The following is a 16197-nucleotide window of genomic DNA, read 5'->3' as shown; positions in this document are numbered from 1 at the left end:
CGGGATGACGCGGACGGCCAGACTCACGCCGGCACCCCGCGGACGGCCTCCGCCTCGATCTCCACCAGCATGGCCGGATCGATCAGGGCGGCGACCTGCACCATCGTCGTGGCCGGCCGGATGTCGCCGAACACCTCGCCGTGGGCCCGGCCGATCTCCTCCCAGCGGGAGATGTCGGTGACGAACATCCGGGTGCGGACGACGTCGTTGAGCGTGAACCCGGCCCGCTCCAGCGACGTCTCGATGGTCGCGAGGCACTGGCGGGTCTGGGCGCCCGCGTCGCCGGGGTGCCTCACCTGCCCGTCGACGACCGCCGTCGTCCCGCTCACCCAGGCGGCCTCGCCACGCACGACGACCCGGCTGTAGCCGACCACTGCCTCCCAGGGCGCGCCGGACCCGAGCCGGATGACACTCACGCAAGCTCCTCGGTGACCTGCAGCGCCTCCGGGAGCGTGAACTGGCCGGCGTAGAGGGCCTTCCCACGATGGCGCCCTCGACGCCGACGGCGGTCAGGGCCGCCAGTGCCCGTATGTCGTCCAGCGAGCTGACGCCACCGGAGGCGACGACCGGCCGCGGCGTCGCGGCGCACACCTCGCGCAGCAGGTCGAGGTTCGGACCCTTCAGCGTGCCGTCCTTGGTGATGTCGGTGACCACGTACCGGGCGCAGCCCTCGGCGTCGAGGCGGGCGAGGGTCTCGTAGAGCTCCCCGCCCTCCTTGGTCCAGCCGCGGGCGGCCAGGCGGGTGCCGCGGACGTCGAGCCCGACGGCGATCCGGTCGCCGTGCTCGGCGATGGCGCGGGCGCACCACTCCGGGGACTCCAGGGCGGCGGTGCCCAGGTTGACCCGGCGGCAGCCCGTGGCCAGCGCGGCGGCGAGCGACTCGTCGTCCCGGATGCCCCCGGAGAGCTCGACATCGACGTCGAGCTCGCCGACCACCCGGGCCAGCAGCTCGTGGTTGGAACCGCGGCCGAAGGCGGCGTCGAGGTCGACCAGGTGCACCCACTCGGCGCCGTCGCGCTGCCACTGCAGCGCGGCGTCGAGGGGTCGCCGTAGGAGGTCTCGCTCCCGGCCTCCCCTGGACCAGACGGACGGCCTGACCATCGGCGACGTCGACGGCGGGGAGCAGCTGCAGCTTCGGCACGTCCGACAGCCTAGGGACGCCCGCACCGGCACCCGGAGTCAGCTCCCGGGAGCGTGCCGCGCGGCGAACTGCCCCGGCGTCATCGCGGTGACGGCGGCGAAGTCCCGGGTGAAGTGGGCCTGGTCGGCGTAGCCCAGCAGTGCTGCCACGTCGCCGAGCCGCGCCGGGTGGCCGCGCAGCCGCTCGGCGGCCTCCTGCAGCCGCCGGCGCTGGATCAGCCACTTGGGGGTCAGGCCCAGCCGGCGGTTGACCAGCCGCTGCAACGCGCGCTCGGAGAGGCCGACGTGCTCGCAGACCTGCGCCACCCGCGTGACCTCGCGATCCCCTCGACGAAGGCCACCACCCGGTTCACGAGCAGGCCGTCGTCGTCGACAGGGAGGAACGGGCGCAGCGCGCCCGCGAACGCCGCCATGGCACGGGCGTGCGCGGCCGGGGCGTGCGGATCGGCGGCCATGGCGGCACGCACCCGGGAGGTCAGCCGCTCCCCGCCGTTCCGAGGACGTCGGCGACGTCCACGAACCGGTCGGTGTAGGCGGTCATCGGGCCTCCGGCGACGAGCGCTCCCGCGGCCGGCGCGCACATGACGCCCACCGCCCAGCCCTCGCCGGTCAGCGTCGTCGTCGACAGCCCGGAGACGACGCCGTAGAAGCGGGCGTAGTCCGCTGCCACGACCAGGAGCGAGACCGGGTACTGGAGAACCCGCTGCGGCGCCTCCTGGCCGGCCGGCACGGACCAGACCGGGATCCAGAACCGCTGCAGCAGACCGTCGAACTCCGGATCGACCGGATACCGGTACATGATGTGTGACGCGTCGTCGACATCCTTGAGGTGGGCGCGCTCGATCGCGTCCAGCGGCCGGGAGCTGTCGGGTTTCATCAAGACCGAGCCTGCCGCACCTCCCTACGGTCGGCCCATGAACCCGACAGCGACGCAGTACGCGGTGGCCGACCACGCCCTCACCGACCTCCTCGCCGGCGTGCCGGCGACCGCCTGGGCCGCCCCTCGCCATGCGAGGGTGGTCGGCCGCCGACGTCGTCGAGCATCTGATCACCACCCAGCGCGAGTTCCTCGGCACCCACGGCGTGGAGCTGGGCGGGCCGCCGGACGTGCCCGCCGATCCGGCCGGCGCCTGGCGCACGCACGCTGCGGCGGTCACCAGGGCCCTGTCCGACGACGCCGTGCCCGACCGCGAGTTCGAGGGCTTCGTCGGGCCGACCACGGTGGGCGCGGCGTTCCTGCAGTTCTACGTCTGGGACATGCTCGTGCACCGCTGGGACATCGCCCGGGCTGCCGGGGCGGACGCGGGTCTCACCGCCGACGAGCTGGACCGCATCGAGGCGGGCGCCGAAAGCTTCGGCCCGGCGTTGTACATGGACGGCATCTGCCGCACCGCGGTCGACGCCCCCGACGACGCCGACCGCGCAGCCCGCGTGCTGGCCCGCCTCGGCCGGGCCGCCTGATCCCGCCGGCCACTCCCGGAGGAGGACGGGCTGGCCTGTGGAACTCGCCGACGTCGTCCGCCGCCGACGCATGACGTGTGATCGCTGATCAATCCTCGTAGTGGTACCGGCACGCGGCTATCCGGACCTCCTCGGCGGTGACCTCGTAGACCAGCCGGTGCTCCTCGGTGATGCGACGCGACCAGTAGCCGGAGAACCCGTGCTTGAGTGGCTCCGGCTTGCCGATCCCAGTGTTGCCGTTGCGTTGCACGTCCTTGATCAGCGTGTTGATCCGCTTCACGATCCGTCTGTCCTCGGACTGCCACCCCACGGAGTCCTGCCAGGCGGCGTCGTCCCAGACCAGCCTCACTCGGCGAGATCCCGCTCGGTCCCTCCGCCGTCCTCCAACCGCTCGATGGACGCGAGCAGCCGCCGGGCGTTTGCGGGGTTCCGCAGCAGGTAGGCCGTCTCCTTCAGGGACTCGTAGTCCTCCAGTGCCACCATCACGACGGGGTCGTGGCCCGCGCGGGTGATGATGACCTCCTCGCGGTCGTCGACCACCGCAGACAGGGTCTCGGCGTACCTCGCCCGAGACTCCGAATAGCTCATCGTCCGCATGACACCCCCTCTCTACGTACAAGAAACTGCACACTCCGTCCGATCGTGAGCGCAAGGACCGCAGCGCGGCTGCTCATCGGCTGGTGGCACGCTCTCGGCGTGGAGTTCGCAGAGGTCGTCCGCCGCCGGCGCATGGTCCGGGACTACGACCCCGACCGGCCGGTGCCGGCCGCAGTCCGCGACCGGCTGCTCGAGCACGCCATCCGCGCCCCTCGGCCGGCTTCAGCCAGGGCTGGGCGTTCCTCGTGCTGGAGTCCCCGAGGATCGGGCCCGGTTCTGGGCCGCCACCACCGCCGACGGCCCGCCTGACCCGTGGCTGATCCGCATGAGCCGGGCGCCACTGCTGATCGTCCCCCTGTCGCACAAGGCGGCCTACCTGGAGCGCTACGCCGAGCCGGACAAGGGCTGGACCGACCGCGACGAGGCCCGCTGGCCGGTGCCGTACTGGGACGTCGACACCGGGATGGCGTCGCTGCTCATGCTGCTCACCGCCGTCGACGAGGGGCTGGGGGCCTGCTTCTTCGGGATCCCCCGGAGCGCACCGGCGCCTTCCGCACGTCCTTCGGCATCCCTGACGCCTACCGACCCGTCGGCTGCGTGTCCGTCGGCTACCCGGGGACGGCGACCGCCGCTCCCCTCCCTGCGCCGCGGCCGGCGCCCCGTCGAGGAGGTCGTGCACCGTGGCAGCTGGTGAGGGACGGGCGGTGCTGGTCACCGGCGCCTCCCGGGGCATCGGCCGGGCGATCGCCGGTGCGTTCGCCGAGCGGGGCGACCGGGTCGCCGTGCACTGGGGCAGCTCGCGGGAGCGGGCGGAGCGGGTGCTGGCCGAACTCCCCGGCGAGGGCCACGTCCTCGTGCAGGCGGACATGGCCGACGCGGCCGAGGTCGCGGGCATGGTCGACGAGGCGGCCGCGGCACTCGACGGCCTGGACGTGCTGGTCAACAACGCCGGCGTGTTCACCGCGCATCCGCCGCTGGAGACCTCCTACGACGACTGGCAGGCCGCCTGGTCGCAGACCCTCGCGGTCAACCTGGTGGGCGCAGCGAACGCCACGTTCCGCGCCGTTCCGCACCTGGTCGCCGCCGGTGGCGGCGCGGTGGTCAACGTGTCGAGCCGGGGCGCCTTCCGAGGGGAACCGAACAACCCGGCCTACGGCGCCTCGAAGGCCGGTCTCAACGCGTTCGCGCAGTCGATGGCGCTGGCCCTCGCACCGCACGGCATCTCGGTCACCTGCGCGGCCCCGGGGTTCGTGCAGACGGAGATGGCCCGCGAGGTGCTCGACGGGCCCGGCGGGGACGCCGTCCGCGCGCAGTCGCCGTTCGGCCGGGTGGCGCGTCCGGAGGAGGTGGCGTCCGCCGTGCTGTGGCTCGCCTCGCCGGAGGCACGCTTCTCCAGCGGCACCGTCGTCGACGTGAACGGGGCCTCCTACCTCCGCTGACACCGGCGCAGCTGACCCGACCTCACCCCAGCCGGGTGGTCGCGGACACGTGGACGACGTCGGAGCTGTGGGAACCGGCCGCGGCGACGCCCTCGGGCCGCGGCTCGTGTCCGGGCAACCCTTCGAGCCCGTCGCTGATCTCGACGACCCGCAGCGTCACCTCGCCCTCCCCAGGCCGTCGCCCTCGATGCTGAAGGACGCCGGGAGACCACCCTCGGGAGGCGCGTGGAAGACGATCCACGCCCGGTCCCCACCGAGCTCCTCCGCCGGCACCGCACGCCCGGAGGCCCGCGCGCCGACGATGGTGCCGCCGTCGACGCGCAGGTCCAGGACCAGCATCCGGACGCCCGGGCGCTGGGGCGTGACGCGGACCGACAGCTCCCGGCGGGCGCCCACGATCGCGTCCGCGACGGTCAGCACCTCGGCGGCCTCGAACTCGGCCGGCTCGGCCCGACCGGACCACACCGGCCCGCCGAGGTACGGGAGGTCCACGGGCAGCTCGGCCCGGCTGCCGACGAACTCCGCGGTGTACGTGCCCGGGGACCGTTCCGTGCTCACCCACGACGCCCGGCCGGTGTCCCGGTCCAGCACGTAGGCCAGCCGGCTGGGCACCGGGTGGGCCGCGTCGAACCGGTCCACCGACAGCCCGGCCAGCGTGCAGGCCACCGCAACGACGAGGGCCGTGGCGGGGACCGCGGCCGCCGCTCCCGGCCGGGCGTCCTCCTCGGCCGGGAACAGTGACTCGAGGGCGGGCAGGAGGGCGACCAGCAGCAGCGTGGCGACCGCCGCCGGCGCGGCCGCCGTGCTGAGCCCGAGCGCCGGGAAGAACAGCGCGACGGTGGGAGCCAGCACCACCACCGCGACGGCGCCCGCGAGCAGGGCGCCCCCAGCCGGAGCAGCGGCGAGGAGGTGACGGCCGCCAGCAGTCCCGCCGCCGCTCCCGCCAGCGCCGGCCAGACCGCCAGGTAGGAGCCTCCGGGAGCGACCGCGGCCAGGACGGCGCCGAAAACTGCCAGCCAGACCAGGCCGCCGACGGCGAGCGGCACGGTGCCCACCCGGCGGCGCAGCGACCCGTACCACCCCAGCACCACCGCGGCCAGCAGCGCGACGGTGGCCAGCCGGAACCAGCCGGGGCGCCACGGGTCCAGCAGCTGGCCGTACTCCGGACGCACGGCCACCAGCAGCAGCCACAGTCCCTGCGCCGCCAGCGGGCCCAGGACGAGGGGCAGCGCGGCCAGCGCCGTCGCTGCGGCGGTCCGGCGGAGCGAGCTGCTCCCCGCCGGTGCACCACGACGGCCAGCAACGCCACGGCTGCCAGACCCGCGCCCGCCAGCGGCCACACCAGCCGCCCTGGATAGCGCACCAGCTCCCCCAGCACCGGGAAGTAGGTCGCGTCGTCCGCGCCCGGCCGGGCGAGCGCGGTGAGGTCGCGGTCCCCGAGCTCCCGCGCGGTGGCCAGGGCGTTGTCCCCGAGGGCCTGCAGCGTCCCACGGTCCAGCCGCGCCGGGACGTCCTGGGGCGAGTGGTAGCCCGCCGCGCCGTCGATGAACGCGGTGTTGAGGCCGGTGAAGTCGCCGTCGGCCATCAGCACGCTGAAGTCGGTGACGTTGGGCAGGGCCCGGTAGACCTCGACGGCGACGCTGCTCGCGACCGGGTGCGGAGCCGCCGTGGCGTACGCCTCCGCGAGCCCGGCGTTGCCGGGCGACGTCTCGAACATGATGGGTGGCCCGCCGGTGCCCCGCGCCTCCAGGTTGAGCACCACGCCTCCGCCGGAGGCGAGCGGGTGCGTGGCGGCGAAGGCCTCCGCACCGCAGGAGCAGGCCTCCTCGGCGTCGGTGAGCAGGACCACGACGTCGTTGCGCAACCGCGGGCCCGCGGTCAGCGCGCGCACCGACTCCAGGACGGCGGCCACCCCGGCGCCGTCGTCGGCGGCCCCGGGACCGGTCTCGACGGAGTCGTGGTGGGCGACCAGGAACAGGCGTCCGGTGCTGTCGGTCCCGGGCAGCACCGCGACGACGTTGCGCACCCGCGCCATCCGGGTCTCGCCGGCCGCCGTGCGCGTCGCCCCCACGGTGTTCTGCACGCGGGTGTCCAGGCCGAGGTCGCCGAGGGTGCCCACCAGGCGGTCCACGACCCCGGTGGACGCCGCGCTGCCGGGCACGTGCACCTCGGCCGCGATCTCCTCGACGTGCGCGAACGCACGGGACGCGCTGAATTCCGTCGCCGGCGCGTCGGCGGGAGCCGGCTCGGGGGTCTCAGGTCCGCGACGCTCCAGGCGACCAGGCCGAGCAGCAGCGCGACGAGGACCAGGCCGGCGACCCGGCCCGGCGGCGCGGCGCTCCGTGACCGGGTCAGTGGCACGGCGTCACCCTAGGTGCGCGCCGGCTCGCTCCCCGGGAGATCAGTCGAGTGTCTGCAGCCAGTTGGTCAGCAGCTGGGCCCCGGCGTCGCCGCTCTTCTCGGGGTGGAACTGCGTCGCGGAGAGGGCGCCGTTCTCCACGCCCGCGACGAACCGGTCGCCGTGCTCGGCCCAGGTGACCTTGGGCTTGGCCAGCGGAGTGGGCGGACCGTCTGCCGCCAGCGGGAAGTCGCGCACGCCGTAGGAGTGCACGAAGTAGAAACGCTGGTCGGCGAGACCGTCGAACAGGACGGTGCCCTCGGGCGCCTCGACGGTGTTCCAGCCCATGTGCGGCAGCACCGGCGCCTCGAGCTGCTCCACCACGCCCGGCCACTCACCGCAGCCCTCGGCGTCGTGCCCGTGCTCCACCCCTCGGTCGAACAGGATCTGCATGCCCACGCAGATGCCGAGGACCGGCCGCCCACCCGCCAGGCGACGGCCGATCATCCGGGGACCGTCGACGGCGCGCAGCCCGTCCATGCAGGCGGCGAACGCTCCGACGCCCGGGACGACCAGGCCGTCGGCGTCGAGGACCGACTGCGGGTCGGCGGTCACCGTCACGTCGGCACCGACACGGCTCAGCGCCCGCTCCGCCGATCGCAGGTTGCCCGACCCGTAGTCGAGGATCGTCACCTTCTTCACGCCTGTCACGCTACCCAGCAGCGAGTTCGGGCCGAGGTCTGTTCCCGCCGGCTCACACGAGGCGCAGGATCCCCGCCGCGCTGGCGATCAGCGCGGCGGCCAGCAGGACGGCGGCGAAGGCGACCTGGGGCCCGCCCCGCACCGGGGCGTCCTCGTCGACCCGCCAGACGCTCCACGCACCGCCCAGCAGGAAGCCGCCCAGGAGCAGCAGGACCAGTCCCGAGGTCACCGGTTACAGCGCGCCCTTGGTGGAGGGGACGTCGGTGACACGGGGGTCGATCGCGACGGCCTGGCGCAGCGCGCGGGCGAGGGCCTTGAACTGGCCCTCGACGATGTGGTGGGCGTCCCGGCCGGCGTACAGCACGCGCACGTGCAGGCTGATCCGCGCGTTGAACGCGAAGGACTCCAGCACGTGCTTGGTCAGGCTCGTCGGGTAGTCCGGCCCGATCATCGGCGTCATGTTCTCGGGCTCGGCGTGCACGAAGTACGGCCGTCCCGAGAGGTCGACGGCGGCCTGCGCGAGCACCTCGTCCATCGGGATCGTCGCGTCGCCGTAGCGGGTGATGCCGCGCTTGTCCCCCAGCGCCTGGGCGAACGCCTGGCCGAGCGCGATCGCGACGTCCTCGACCGTGTGGTGGGCGTCGATGTGCAGGTCGCCGTCCGCACGGACGGTCAGGTCGATGCCGCTGTGCTTGGACAGCGCGGTGAGCATGTGGTCGTAGAAGCCCACGCCCGTGCTGATCGAGCTGGTGCCGGTGCCGTCGAGGTCCAGCTCCACCACGAGCTTGGTCTCGTTCGTCTCCCGTTCGACGCGTGCAGTACGACTCATGCCGGCGATTCTCCCCATCGCGGGTCGTCGCCCGCATCACCTCACCCAGCGCGGTGAGGAACGCGTCGGTCTCCTCCGTCGTCCCCGCCGTCACCCGCAGCCAGCCGGCCAGGCCGACGTCCCGGACGAGGACGCCCCGGTCGAGCAGCGCCTGCCACGCGGCCGGGGCGTCGGTGAAGCGGCCGAACAGCACGAAGTTCGCGTCGCTGGGGACGCTGGTGAGACCCATGACGGGCAACGCCTCGACGATCCGGTCGCGCTGGGCCTTCACCTCGTCGACGGTGGCCAGCAGGGCGTCGGTGTGGGCAAGCGCCGCTCGGGCGGCGGCCTGGGTGAGCGAGCTGAGGTGGTACGGCAGCCGCACCAGCTGGAGGGCGTCGACGACGGCGGGATCAGCGGCCAGGTAGCCCAGCCGCAGCCCCGCCATCCCGAAAGCCTTGCTCATGGTGCGGGAGACGATCAGCCGCGGACGACCCGGCAGCAGGGTCAGCGCCGACGGCGTCCCGGCGCGGGCGAACTCGGTGTAGGCCTCGTCGACGACGACCACACCGGACGAGGCGTCGTAGATGTCGGTGATCGTCTCCAGCGCGACCGCGGTGCCGGTCGGGTTGTTCGGGCTGGTCACGAAGACGACGTCCGGTGCGACCTCGCGCACCTGCGCGGCCGCCGCGGCCGTGTCGATCGTGAAGTCGGCCCGGCGCGTGCCGTCGACCCACGCCGTGCCCGTGCCGGCCGCCAGGATCGGGTGCATCGAGTAGGACGGCGTGAAGCCCAGCGCGGTGCGGCCCGCCCCGCCGAAGGCCTGGAGCACCTGCTGCAGGACCTCGTTGGAGCCGTTGGCCGCCCACACCTGCTCGCGCACGACCTGCTCACCGCTGGTGCGGGTCAGATAGGCGGCCAGGTCGGTGCGCAGCGCGAGGGCGTCCCGGTCGGGGTAGCGGTTGAGCTCCAGCGCCGCGTGCCCGAGCGCGGCGCCGAGGTCGGCGAGCAGCTCGTCGGGCAGCGGGTGCGGGTTCTCGTTGGTGTTCAACCGGTGGGTGGCCGGGGGCTGCGGGGCGCCGTAGGGCGAGCGCCCCCGCAGCTCCGGCCGCAGCGGGAGCTCGTCGGTACCGGGCATCAGCGGGTCTGCCGGATCCTGACCGCCGCCGCATGGGCCGGCAGGTCCTCGGCGCCGGCGAGGGCGTCGATGTGCCCGGCCACGCCGGCGAGGGCGGCCTCGTCGTACTCCACGACGTGGATGCCGCGCAGGAACGACTGGACCGACAGCCCGCTGGAGAAGCGCGCGCAGCCGCCCGTCGGCAGCACGTGGTTGGACCCGGCGCAGTAGTCCCCCAGCGAGACCGGCGACCAGGCGCCGACGAAGATCGCGCCGGCATTGCGGACCCGCGCGGCCACGGCGCGCGCGTCACGGGTCTGGATCTCCAGGTGCTCGGCGGCGTAGGCGTCGACGACCCGCAGGCCGGCGTCGAGGTCGTCGACCAGGACGATGCCTGACTGCGTGCCGTCCAGCGCGGTGGTGATCCGGTCGGAGTGCTTGGTGGACGCCACCTGTCCCGGGACCAGTGCCAGGACGGCGTCGGCGAGCGCCTCGCTGGTCGTCACCAGCACCGCTCCCGCCAGCGGGTCGTGCTCGGCCTGGCTGATCAGGTCCGCGGCGACGTGCCCCGGGTCGGCGGTGTCGTCGGCGAGGATCGCCACCTCGGTGGGGCCGGCCTCGGAGTCGATGCCGATGATCCCGCGCAGCAGCCGCTTGGCCGCCGTCACGTAGACGTTGCCAGGGCCGGTGACCATGTCGACGGGCTCGCACGAACCCGCGCCGTACCCGAACACGGCGACGGCCTGTGCGCCGCCGACGGCGTACACCTCGGTGATGCCGAGCAGGGCGCACGCGGCGAGGACGCCCGGATCGGGCAGCCCACCGTGATCGCGCTGCGGCGGCGAGGCGACGGCGATCGACTCCACCCCGCGATCTGCGCCGGGACGACGTTCATCACGACGCTGGACAGCAGCGGCGCCAGGCCGCCCGGCACGTAGAGACCGACGCGCCGCACGGGCACCCAGCGCTCGGTCACCGTGCCACCGGGCACCACCTCGGTGGTGACGTCGGTCCGGCGTTGGTCGGCGTGTACCTTCCGCACCCGGTTGATCGCCTCCTCGAGCGCGGCCCGCAGCGTGGGGTCGCACTCGGTGAGCGCCCGGTGCAGGGCGGCCTGCGGCACGGCGAAGTCCTCGGCGTCCACGCCGTCGAGCCGGGCGGTGATCTCCCGGACCGCCTGGGCACCCCGGATGCGCACGTCCTCGCAGAGCGGGCGGACGGTCGCCATGACCGAGTCGATGTCGGTGCCGGCGCGGGGCAGCAGCCCGGCGAGGTCGCGACGTCCCGGCAGCGCGGATCCGCGCAGGTCGATGCGGGCGAGCACGGCAGGTCCTCCGGGAGGGTCGTGGAAGACCCAAGAGTAGACAGCGCCGGTCGGCCGTTCCCCTCGCCCGTACGGTGGGGCGATGGGCGAACTGATCCCGCTGTTCCCGCTCGGGACACCGCTGTTCCCCGGCATCGTGCTGCCGCTGCAGATCTTCGAGCCGCGGTACCGCCGGCTCATGCGTGACCTGTTGGCCCATCCCGAGGCCGGCGACCGCCGTTTCTTCGGCGTCGTCGCCATCCGCCAGGGCTGGGAGGTCGAGCGGGTGGCGCCGGCCGAGGCGCTCTACGACATCGGCTGCTCCGCCCGGGTCCAGGCCGTGCGCCCGCAGTCCGACGGCGGTTTCCGGATCGTCACCGTCGGCGGGGAGCGCTTCCGGTTGCTCGACGTGGTGGTCGCCGACGACCCGCCCTACCTGCAGGGCGAGGTGGAGTGGCTCGCCGACGAGGAGGCCGCGGAGGAGGCGGCCGGCGACACGGACGGATTGCTGATCCCGGGCGCCGTCGCGGCGGCGCCGCCGTGCGATGACGGGCTGGACGAGGTCGTCGCCTCCGTGGCCCGCGGCTCCCTCGACGTGCTCAGCCGGGGGTGCGTGACCTGTTCACGCGCTACGTGGCCGAGGTGTCCGACCTCGGCGGCAACGGCGGCCAGGACCGGGCCGGTGCCGGGTCGGCGCTGGACGCGGAGACCGCCGTGCTGCTGGACGCCGTGAGCGACGACCCGGCCGCGCTGTCCTACCTGGTCGCCTCCGCGGCACTGCTCACCACCGAGGACCGTCAGGCCCTCCTCGCCGAGTCCGCGACGCGGCGGCGGCTGGCGCTGGAGTCCCGCGTGCTGCGCCGCGAGCTGACGTTGCTGCAGGAGCTGGGTGCCGTCCCCGTCCCGCTCCAGCAGTTCGCGACCCCGATGACGGTCAACTGACGGCGGAACCCGCCGCCTCGGATGTCGTGACCTCCGGGTCCGTGCGGCCCAGACCGTCGTCGGGCGCGTAGAGGACGGCGGCGACGTAGGCGACCAGTGCGGTGAACGGCGCCAGTGCCAGGGCGGGCGGCGACCCGAGGGTGAGCGACGTGGTCACCACCGCGCCGACGTCGCCGAGCTGCGCCTCGGTCGGGCCGGCGCCGAGCAGTTCACCGAGCTGCCAGGCCACGACCCCGGTGAGGAGACCACCGAGGGCCAGCGCGAGCACGGTGGCGACCCCGCGACGCCGGCGCAGCATCCAGGCCGCACTGCCGGCCAGCAGGCCGACCCCGGCCAGGATCAGCGCGAGGACCGCGTCGTCGGCGACCAGCAGCTCCGGCGACACGGTCCCCGTCGGGACCGGGCCGTCGGCGGTGACGCGGAAGTCCGCCCGCGGTCCGAGCCACCACCACAGGAGACCGGCGGGGACCCCGGCCAGCGCCAGCGCCAGCACCACACCCGCCGAACTGCGCAGATCGGCCCGCAGCTCGGAGCGGCCGCGCCAGTACCCGGACGCTGCGGGCACGGGCGTGCCGTAGCCCGCGGGAGCCGGAGGGGACGCCGGCGAGCCGCCGTCCGGGGGCCGGGCGTTGCCACCGGGTCGGCGAAGGGCGCGGGGTGGGTCACCGCTCCAGTGAACAACGGCTTCCTGGCAGCCGCCGGGCCGAGACCGGAGGAACCGGCCGGATCGGTGGACGGGGATGCTCCGGTGGTCAGTAGGGCTCCGTCCCGAGGCTCGCCCCGAGCGTGCGAGGGGTGAGGAGGACGGGGTCCTTCTTCACAGCAGCGCCACGCTGGTCGGGCCGAGCAGCGCCTTGATGTCTCCCATGAGCGCCGTGCTGGGACGAACCCGCAGCCCCTGGTCCAGGCGCAGCACGGTCTCGCGGCTGCCGTTCACCAGCTTGAGCTGCACCTCGGTCGTGCCGGGGTGGCTGCCCAGCACCTCGCGCAGCCGCTCCACGACCGGCGGGGTGCAGCGGGCGGCCGGCATGGACACCAGCACGGGGCCACGCGGGCCCTCGGTGAGCTCCGGGACGCTCACCTCGGAGGCGAACAGCGACGGCTGGTCGTCCCGGCGGCTGACCCGGCCCTTGATGACGACGATCTGGTCGCGGACGATCTTGTCCGACACCTGGGCCCAGGTCTTCGGGAAGAACAGGACCTCGATGCCGGACTCGAGATCCTCCAGCGTGGCGATGGCCCAGGGCGCGCCCTGCTTGTTGGTGCGCGGGCCGACCGCGGTGAGGATGCCGGCGATGGTGACGTTCGCGCCGTCCTCCACCCCCGACGTTGATCTCCGCGATCGGGGTGTCGGCGTGCGAGGTCAGCACGTGCTCCACGCCGTGCAGCGGGTGGTCGGACACGTAGAGACCGAGCATGTCTCGCTCGAAGACCAGGCGCTCGGACTTCGACCAGTCCGCCGTCGGGATGGTGATGTCCAGGGCGCTGCCGAACGGGTCGTCCTCGGGAGCCCCACCGCCGTCGCCGAAGCTGCCGAACAGGTCGAACTGCCCCTCGGCCTCCTTGCGCTTGAGCCCCATCGCGGAGTCGACGGCCTGGGCGTGGACGGCGACGATGCCCTGGCGGGAGTGGCCGAGGGAGTCGAAGGCGCCGGCCTTGGCCAGGGACTCGATGACCTTCTTGTTGCAGGCCACCGTGTCGATCTTGCGCATGAAGTCGGCGAAGTCCTTGAACGGGCCCTTCTCCTCGCGGGCCCGGACGATCGAGTCGACGACGTTGTGCCCGACGTTGCGCACCGAGGCCATGCCGAAGCGGATGTCGGTGCCGACCGCGGTGAAGTCCCACGACGACTCGTTGACGTCGGGCGGCAGCACCTTGATGCCCATCCGCCGGCACTCGGCCAGGTAGATCGGCCGGCGGTCCTTGTCGTCGCCGACGCTGGTGAGCAGCCCAGCCATGTACTCGGCCGGGTAGTTGGCCTTGAGGTAGGCCGTCCAGTAGGAGATCAGCCCGTACGCCGCCGAGTGCGCCTTGTTGAAGGCGTAGTCGGCGAAGGGGACGAGGATGTCCCAGAGCGTCTTGATCGCCGCGGCGGAGAAGCCGTTGGCCTTCATGCCGGCCTCGAAGCCGACGAACTCCGCGTCCAGGACCGACTTCTTCTTCTTGCCCATCGCCCGGCGCAGCAGGTCGGCCTTGCCGAGGAGTACCCGGCGACCTTCTGCGCGATCGCCATGACCTGCTCCTGGTAGACGATCAGACCGTAGGTCTGGCCCAGGATCTCCTCGAGCGGCTCGGCCAGCTCCGGGTGGATCGGCGTGATCTCCTGCTGCCCGTTCTTGCGCAGCGCGTAGTTGGTGTGCGAGTTCGCGCCCATCGGGCCGGGGCGGTACAGGGCACCGACGGCGGAGATGTCCTCGAAGTTGTCCGGCCGCATGAGCCGCAGCAGCGACCGCATCGGGCCGCCGTCGAACTGGAAGACCCCAGGGTGTCGCCCCGGCCCAGGAGCTCGTAGGTGGCCTTGTCCGTCAGATCCCGGCTGATGTCATCCAGGTCCACCGGCTCCTTGCCGTTCAGCACGATGTTGCGCAGCGCGTCGTCGAGGACGGTGAGGTTGCGCAGGCCCAGGAAGTCCATCTTGAGCAGGCCGAGCGTCTCGCAGGTCGGGTAGTCGAACTGCGTGATGACCGCACCGTCGGCCTCGCGGCGCATGATCGGGATGCTGTCGATGAGCGGGTGCCGGCCGATGATCACGCCGGCGGCGTGCACGCCCCACTGCCGCTTCAGGCCCTCGAGCTTGCGGGCCTGGTCGACGACCTCGGCCGCGCCCGGGTCCGACTCGTAGCGGGCCCGGAACTCCGTGGCCTCCTTGTAGCGCGGGTGGGCCGGGTCGAAGATCCCCGACAGCGGGATGTCCTTGCCCATCACGCCGGGCGGCATGAGCTTGGTCAGCTCGTCGCCGACGGAGTACGGGCGGTCGAGCACCCGCGCGGCGTCCTTGATCGCGGCCTTGGCCTTGATCGTCCCGTAGGTGACGATCTGGCTGACCCGCTCCTCGCCGTACTTCTCCGACACGTACCGGATGACCTCGCCGCGACGCCGATCGTCGAAGTCGATGTCGACATCGGGCATGGAGACCCGCTCGGGGTTGAGGAAGCGCTCGAAGATCAGACCGTGGGCCAGCGGGTCGAGGTCGGTGATGCCCATCGCGTAGGCGGCGAGCGACCCGGCGGCCGAACCACGGCCGGGCCCGACGCGGATGCCCTGGTCCTTGGCCCAGTTGATGAAGTCGGCGACCACGAGGAAGTACCCCGGGAAGCCCATCTGGCAGATGATCCCGACCTCGTAGTCGGCCTGCGTGCGCACGTGGTCGGGGATGCCGTTCGGCCAGCGCTTGTGCAGCCCGCGCTCGACCTCCTTGACGAACCAGGAGGTCTCGTCCTCCCCGGTGGCAAGGGAAGCGCGGCATGAGGTCCGCGCCCTCGGTGAAGGTGGTCTCGCACTGCTCGGCGACCAGGAGGGTGTTGTCGCAGGCCTCGGGCAGGTCGGCGAACAGGGCGCGCATCTCGGCGGCGCTCTTGAGGTAGTAGCCGTCGCCGTTGAAGCGGAATCGATTCGTCTCGTTCAGCCGCGAGCCGGTCTGGATGCACAGCAGCGCATCGTGCGCCTGCGCGTCCTCCTTGTGCGTGTAGTGCAGGTCGTTGGTCGCCAGCAGCGGGATGCCCAGGTCCTTGGCGATGGCCAGCAGCGCCGGCTTGGTCTTCTTCTCGATCGACAGGCCGTGATCCATGATCTCGGCGTAGAAGTTCTCCCGGCCGAAGATGTCCTGGAAGTCGGCGGCCGCCTGCCGGGCGCGGTCCTCCTTGCCGGCCCGCAGCCACATGTTCACCTCGCCCGAGGGGCAGCCGGTCGTGGCGATCAGGCCAGTGCCGTAGCGCTCCAGCAGGTCGCGGTCGAAGCGCGGCTTGCGGTACTGGCCCTCCAGGCTGGCCAGCGAGGAGATCCGGAAGAGGTTGTGCATCCCCTCGGTGGTCCGGGCCAGCAGCGTCATGTGCGTGTAGGCGGCCTTGCCACGGTTGTTCCCGCCGTCGCCCTCCTCGTCGAGGAGCTTGTCGCCGAAGTCGAACGGCGCACGGTCGAACCGCGAGCCCGGCGTGTAGTAGCCCTCCATGCCGATGATCGGCTTCACCCCGGCGGCCGTGGCCTGCTTGTAGAAGTCGTAGGCGCCGAAGACGTTGCCGTGGTCGGTCATCGCCAGGGCGGGCATGCCCTGGGCCGCCGCGGCGGCGGTGACCTCGGGCAGCTTGGCCGCGCCGTCCAGCATCGAGTACTCGGTGTGGACGTGCAGGTGCG

19 protein-coding genes and 8 pseudogenes are annotated in these 16197 nt (G+C 73.1%); 6 read left to right on the top strand and 21 right to left on the bottom strand.

Going from position 1 to position 16197, the window contains the following annotated elements; translation table 11 throughout:
- Positions 1-23: 23 nt before the first annotated feature.
- From U6N30_RS11795 to U6N30_RS11780, 4 genes and pseudogenes are all read right to left on the bottom strand, one after another.
- On the bottom strand, positions 24-416 hold the full coding sequence (locus U6N30_RS11795) for a RidA family protein (RefSeq protein WP_324277446.1): 393 nt from the start codon (positions 414-416) through the stop codon (positions 24-26).
- A 118-nt stretch (positions 417-534) separates the two neighbouring features.
- A pseudogene (locus U6N30_RS11790) lies at positions 535-1101 on the bottom strand (HisA/HisF-related TIM barrel protein); the annotation flags it as partial.
- Positions 1102-1179: 78 nt separating this feature from the next.
- A complete protein-coding gene (locus tag U6N30_RS11785; RefSeq protein ID WP_324277445.1) occupies positions 1180-1446 on the bottom strand; it encodes a helix-turn-helix transcriptional regulator in 267 nt (88 codons plus the stop codon).
- Positions 1447-1615: 169 nt separating this feature from the next.
- Positions 1616-2017: a DUF6597 domain-containing transcriptional factor gene (locus tag U6N30_RS11780; RefSeq protein WP_324278258.1), complete on the bottom strand. Its 402-nt coding sequence runs from the start codon at positions 2015-2017 to the stop codon at positions 1616-1618.
- A gap of 131 nt (positions 2018-2148) precedes the next feature.
- Here U6N30_RS11780 and U6N30_RS11775 point away from each other — a divergent pair, with 131 nt between their 5' ends.
- Positions 2149-2601, top strand: coding sequence for a maleylpyruvate isomerase N-terminal domain-containing protein (locus U6N30_RS11775; protein ID WP_324277444.1), 453 nt, complete (start codon positions 2149-2151; stop codon positions 2599-2601).
- Positions 2602-2689: 88 nt separating this feature from the next.
- Here the strand turns inward: U6N30_RS11775 and U6N30_RS11770 are convergent, their stop codons facing one another.
- Together U6N30_RS11770 and U6N30_RS11765 are read right to left on the bottom strand one after the other, a co-directional pair.
- Positions 2690-2950, bottom strand: coding sequence for a Txe/YoeB family addiction module toxin (locus U6N30_RS11770; RefSeq protein WP_324277443.1), 261 nt, complete (start codon positions 2948-2950; stop codon positions 2690-2692).
- Positions 2947-3189 carry a type II toxin-antitoxin system Phd/YefM family antitoxin gene (locus U6N30_RS11765; RefSeq protein WP_324277442.1) on the bottom strand — a complete coding sequence of 81 codons (243 nt, stop codon included), beginning with the start codon at positions 3187-3189 and terminating at the stop codon, positions 2947-2949. Before U6N30_RS11765 ends, U6N30_RS11770 begins: the two co-directional genes overlap by 4 nt.
- A 54-nt stretch (positions 3190-3243) precedes the next feature.
- Here U6N30_RS11765 and U6N30_RS11760 point away from each other — a divergent pair, with 54 nt between their 5' ends.
- Genes U6N30_RS11760 through U6N30_RS11750 form a run of 3 tightly spaced genes read left to right on the top strand, consistent with a single transcriptional unit; the run spans position 3244 to position 4637 of the window.
- Complete coding sequence (locus U6N30_RS11760) at positions 3244-3507, top strand: hypothetical protein (RefSeq protein ID WP_324277441.1); 264 nt, start codon at positions 3244-3246, stop codon at positions 3505-3507.
- Between the two features lie 16 nt (positions 3508-3523).
- On the top strand, positions 3524-3892 hold the full coding sequence (locus tag U6N30_RS11755; RefSeq protein ID WP_324277440.1) for a nitroreductase family protein: 369 nt from the start codon (positions 3524-3526) through the stop codon (positions 3890-3892).
- A gap of 10 nt (positions 3893-3902) precedes the next feature.
- The gene (locus U6N30_RS11750) at positions 3903-4637 is read left to right on the top strand and encodes an SDR family NAD(P)-dependent oxidoreductase (RefSeq protein ID WP_324277439.1); all 735 of its coding nucleotides are present in this window, start codon (positions 3903-3905) and stop codon (positions 4635-4637) included.
- Between the two features lie 22 nt (positions 4638-4659).
- Here the strand turns inward: U6N30_RS11750 and U6N30_RS11745 are convergent, their stop codons facing one another.
- The 8 genes and pseudogenes from U6N30_RS11745 to hisD form a co-directional block, all read right to left on the bottom strand.
- Positions 4660-4797, bottom strand: a complete 138-nt coding sequence (locus U6N30_RS11745; protein WP_324278676.1) for a hypothetical protein — start codon at positions 4795-4797, stop codon at positions 4660-4662.
- A complete protein-coding gene (locus U6N30_RS11740) occupies positions 4794-5495 on the bottom strand; it encodes a hypothetical protein (RefSeq protein WP_324278675.1) in 702 nt (233 codons plus the stop codon). The genes U6N30_RS11745 and U6N30_RS11740 overlap by 4 nt, the downstream gene beginning before the upstream one ends.
- Before the next feature lie 652 nt (positions 5496-6147).
- Positions 6148-6672 (bottom strand): annotated as a pseudogene (locus U6N30_RS11735) (M20/M25/M40 family metallo-hydrolase); the annotation flags it as partial.
- Between the two features lie 366 nt (positions 6673-7038).
- Positions 7039-7677, bottom strand: a complete 639-nt coding sequence (gene hisH, locus U6N30_RS11730; protein ID WP_324277438.1) for an imidazole glycerol phosphate synthase subunit HisH — start codon at positions 7675-7677, stop codon at positions 7039-7041.
- Between the two features lie 52 nt (positions 7678-7729).
- Positions 7730-7906, bottom strand: coding sequence for a hypothetical protein (locus tag U6N30_RS11725; protein ID WP_324277437.1), 177 nt, complete (start codon positions 7904-7906; stop codon positions 7730-7732).
- Positions 7907-7909: 3 nt separating this feature from the next.
- On the bottom strand, positions 7910-8506 hold the full coding sequence (gene hisB, locus U6N30_RS11720) for an imidazoleglycerol-phosphate dehydratase HisB (RefSeq protein WP_324277436.1): 597 nt from the start codon (positions 8504-8506) through the stop codon (positions 7910-7912).
- Between the two features lie 85 nt (positions 8507-8591).
- Positions 8592-9623: pseudogene (locus U6N30_RS11715) on the bottom strand (histidinol-phosphate transaminase); the annotation flags it as partial.
- A pseudogene (gene hisD / locus U6N30_RS11710) lies at positions 9623-10830 on the bottom strand (histidinol dehydrogenase). The pseudogenes U6N30_RS11715 and hisD, both read right to left, overlap by 1 nt.
- A 178-nt stretch (positions 10831-11008) precedes the next feature.
- On the opposite strand from hisD, the gene U6N30_RS11705 reads away from it, so the two are divergent.
- Together U6N30_RS11705 and U6N30_RS11700 are read left to right on the top strand one after the other, a co-directional pair.
- Positions 11009-11638: an LON peptidase substrate-binding domain-containing protein gene (locus U6N30_RS11705; protein ID WP_324277435.1), complete on the top strand. Its 630-nt coding sequence runs from the start codon at positions 11009-11011 to the stop codon at positions 11636-11638.
- Entirely contained in the window at positions 11620-11847 is a 228-nt protein-coding gene (locus U6N30_RS11700) for a hypothetical protein (RefSeq protein ID WP_324277434.1), read from the top strand. The genes U6N30_RS11705 and U6N30_RS11700 overlap by 19 nt, the downstream gene beginning before the upstream one ends.
- Here the strand turns inward: U6N30_RS11700 and U6N30_RS11695 are convergent.
- The 7 genes and pseudogenes from U6N30_RS11695 to U6N30_RS33770 form a co-directional block, all read right to left on the bottom strand.
- Positions 11840-12412 carry an LPXTG cell wall anchor domain-containing protein gene (locus U6N30_RS11695; RefSeq protein WP_324277433.1) on the bottom strand — a complete coding sequence of 191 codons (573 nt, stop codon included), beginning with the start codon at positions 12410-12412 and terminating at the stop codon, positions 11840-11842. The two genes, U6N30_RS11700 and U6N30_RS11695, sit on opposite strands and share 8 nt — an antisense overlap.
- Before the next feature lie 252 nt (positions 12413-12664).
- The gene (locus U6N30_RS33795; protein WP_422678105.1) at positions 12665-13168 is read right to left on the bottom strand and encodes an OB-fold nucleic acid binding domain-containing protein; all 504 of its coding nucleotides are present in this window, start codon (positions 13166-13168) and stop codon (positions 12665-12667) included.
- 358 nt (positions 13169-13526) lie between these two features.
- Positions 13527-13733: pseudogene (locus U6N30_RS33790) on the bottom strand (helix-hairpin-helix domain-containing protein); the annotation flags it as partial.
- A 224-nt stretch (positions 13734-13957) separates the two neighbouring features.
- A complete protein-coding gene (locus U6N30_RS33785; RefSeq protein WP_422678177.1) occupies positions 13958-14080 on the bottom strand; it encodes a hypothetical protein in 123 nt (40 codons plus the stop codon).
- Between the two features lie 21 nt (positions 14081-14101).
- A pseudogene (locus U6N30_RS33780) lies at positions 14102-14281 on the bottom strand (hypothetical protein); the annotation flags it as partial.
- Positions 14282-14526: 245 nt separating this feature from the next.
- Positions 14527-15222: pseudogene (locus U6N30_RS33775) on the bottom strand (DNA polymerase III subunit alpha); the annotation flags it as partial.
- 463 nt (positions 15223-15685) lie between these two features.
- A pseudogene (locus tag U6N30_RS33770) lies at positions 15686-16168 on the bottom strand (PHP domain-containing protein); the annotation flags it as partial.
- Positions 16169-16197: the final 29 nt, after the last annotated feature.

This window comes from Blastococcus brunescens (assembly GCF_035320885.1).
GTDB lineage: Bacteria > Actinomycetota > Actinomycetes > Mycobacteriales > Geodermatophilaceae > Blastococcus_B > Blastococcus_B brunescens.
The sequence above is the reverse complement of the archived record's forward strand: the minus strand, read 5'-3'. Positions and strand labels throughout refer to the sequence as shown.

Excerpts from the sequence above, each read along its gene's own strand:
- U6N30_RS11780 (WP_324278258.1), bottom strand. The coding sequence starts at position 2,017 with ATGAAACCCGACAGCTCCCGGCCGCTGGACGCGATCGAGCGCGCCCAC.
- U6N30_RS11775 (WP_324277444.1), top strand. The coding sequence starts at position 2,149 with ATGCGAGGGTGGTCGGCCGCCGACGTCGTCGAGCATCTGATCACCACC.
- U6N30_RS11765 (WP_324277442.1), bottom strand. The coding sequence starts at position 3,189 with ATGAGCTATTCGGAGTCTCGGGCGAGGTACGCCGAGACCCTGTCTGCG.
- U6N30_RS11755 (WP_324277440.1), top strand. The coding sequence starts at position 3,524 with ATGAGCCGGGCGCCACTGCTGATCGTCCCCCTGTCGCACAAGGCGGCC.
- hisB (WP_324277436.1), bottom strand. The coding sequence starts at position 8,506 with ATGAGTCGTACTGCACGCGTCGAACGGGAGACGAACGAGACCAAGCTC.
- U6N30_RS11705 (WP_324277435.1), top strand. The coding sequence starts at position 11,009 with ATGGGCGAACTGATCCCGCTGTTCCCGCTCGGGACACCGCTGTTCCCC.
- U6N30_RS33785 (WP_422678177.1), bottom strand. The coding sequence starts at position 14,080 with ATGGCGATCGCGCAGAAGGTCGCCGGGTACTCCTCGGCAAGGCCGACC.